The organism is Mesorhizobium sp. WSM4837 (assembly GCF_055811435.1).
On record NZ_JBVVQE010000184.1, the window covers coordinates 1 to 1,662 of the forward strand.

Sequence of the window (1,662 nt, forward strand, 5' to 3'; positions counted from 1 at the left end):
CCCGCCAAGCCCCCCCCGCCGGCCTGGCCCACCCGCGCCCCCCCGCGCGCCCCCCTGCCACCCCCCCCGCCCAAAATCCCCGGGCGGCCCGGCGCCCCGGCAACCTTTACCCCCCCGGGGCGCGCCGACCTTCGCCAGCACGCCGCAGCCCACCCCGCAATAGGGGCAGGTGGTCCTCACCTCGCGCGCTTCGTCAATCTTCATAATTCAAGCCGCGCGACTGGCCAGCGCTTCCAGCGCAATGAACAGGCGCTCGCCCTCGATCCGCACCGGAATGGTGCGCACCGCACCTTCGTCAGCGCCAAGCGCCTTGCCGGTTTCCAGCGAGATCACCCAATTGTGCAGAGGACAGGTTACCGCCGCGCCATGGACGATCCCCTGCGAGAGCGGCCCGCCCTTGTGCGGGCAATGGTCCTCCATGGCAAAGACCTGGTCGTCTGCCGTGCGGAAGACGGCGATCTTGCCTTGAGGCGTGGCGACGCAGCGCGCGCCGCGGCGCGGAATGTCTGAGAGCGTGCCGACAGCAATCCAATTCATCATCATCACTCCGCCGCCTGCGCGAAGCCGACCGAAGCCATCGGCCGGAATTCGTGCTTGTCCTTGCCGGAAACGCGTTCCGACCACGGGTCGACCTGGGCGAATTTCTGCGAAAAGACGAAGCGGTCGAAATAAGCCTTGCGCTTCTCGCCATCGTCCATGATCTGGCGCTTGATCTCGGCGATGCCGATGCGCTTGGCCCATTTGTAGATGCGCTCGAGATAGCGGCCCTGCTCGCGATACATCTGCGTCAACGCCACGATATGCTCCAGTGCCTCGTCCTCGGTCTTGACCAGGCCGAGTACCTCGGTGCCCTTGATGTCGAGGCCGGCCGCCCCGGCGAAATGGATCTCGTAGCCTGAATCGACGCAGATCACGCCGACATCCTTGCAGGTTGCCTCGGCGCAGTTCCGCGGGCAGCCCGACACCGCCATCTTGACCTTGGCCGGCGTCCACGAGCCCCACATGAATTTCTCGATGCGGACGCCGAACCCCGTCGAATCCTGCGTGCCGAAGCGGCACCAGTCCGAACCGACGCAGGTCTTTACAGTGCGCAGTCCCTTGGCATAGGCGTGGCCGGAGACGAAGCCGGCCTGGCCGAGATCGGCCCACACCGCCGGCAGATCCTCCTTGCGGATGCCGAGCATGTCGATGCGCTGGCCACCGGTGACCTTGACCATTGGAATTTCGAATTTGTCGACGACGTCGGCAATGGCGCGCAGTTCGGCGGCATTGGTGACGCCGCCCCACATGCGCGGCACCACCGAATAGGTGCCGTCCTTCTGGATGTTGGCGTGTACGCGTTCGTTGATGAAGCGCGACTGGTAGTCGTCGGCATACTCATCCGGCCAGTCGCAGACGAGATAGTAATTGAGCGCCGGCCGGCATTTGGCACAGCCGCAGGAGGTGGTCCATTCCAGTTCCTGCATGACGGCGGGAATGGTCTTCAGGCCCTTGGCCTTGATCAGCCGGCGGACCTCATCATGGCCGAGCGTGGGGGCGCCCCCCAAAGGCGGGACCCCCCCCCGGTTTTTTTTTTTGCCCAAGGTTAATTCCAACAGCGTGGGGCCCCCCCCCGGGGCGGGCCCCCCCGGGGGGGGCCCCCTGGTGTTGGCGCGCCCCGCG

Annotated in this window: 1 protein-coding gene and 2 pseudogenes; all 3 read right to left on the reverse strand. The window is 66.1% G+C overall.

The genetic code is table 11. The annotated features are described in order from the left end of the window. Positions 1-204: pseudogene (locus AC0L3D_RS36550) on the reverse strand (hypothetical protein); the annotation flags it as partial. Positions 205-207: 3 nt separating this feature from the next. After that, on the reverse strand, positions 208-543 hold the full coding sequence (nirD, locus tag AC0L3D_RS36555) for a nitrite reductase small subunit NirD (RefSeq protein ID WP_473627020.1): 336 nt from the start codon (positions 541-543) through the stop codon (positions 208-210). After that, a pseudogene (locus AC0L3D_RS36560) lies at positions 543-1,598 on the reverse strand ((2Fe-2S)-binding protein); the annotation flags it as partial. The pseudogene AC0L3D_RS36560 and the gene nirD, both read right to left, overlap by 1 nt. Between the last annotated feature and the right edge of the window lie 64 nt (positions 1,599-1,662).

Coding starts and splice junctions, on each gene's coding strand:
- nirD (WP_473627020.1), bottom strand. CDS start 543: ATGATGATGAATTGGATTGCTGTCGGCACGCTCTCAGACATTCCGCGC.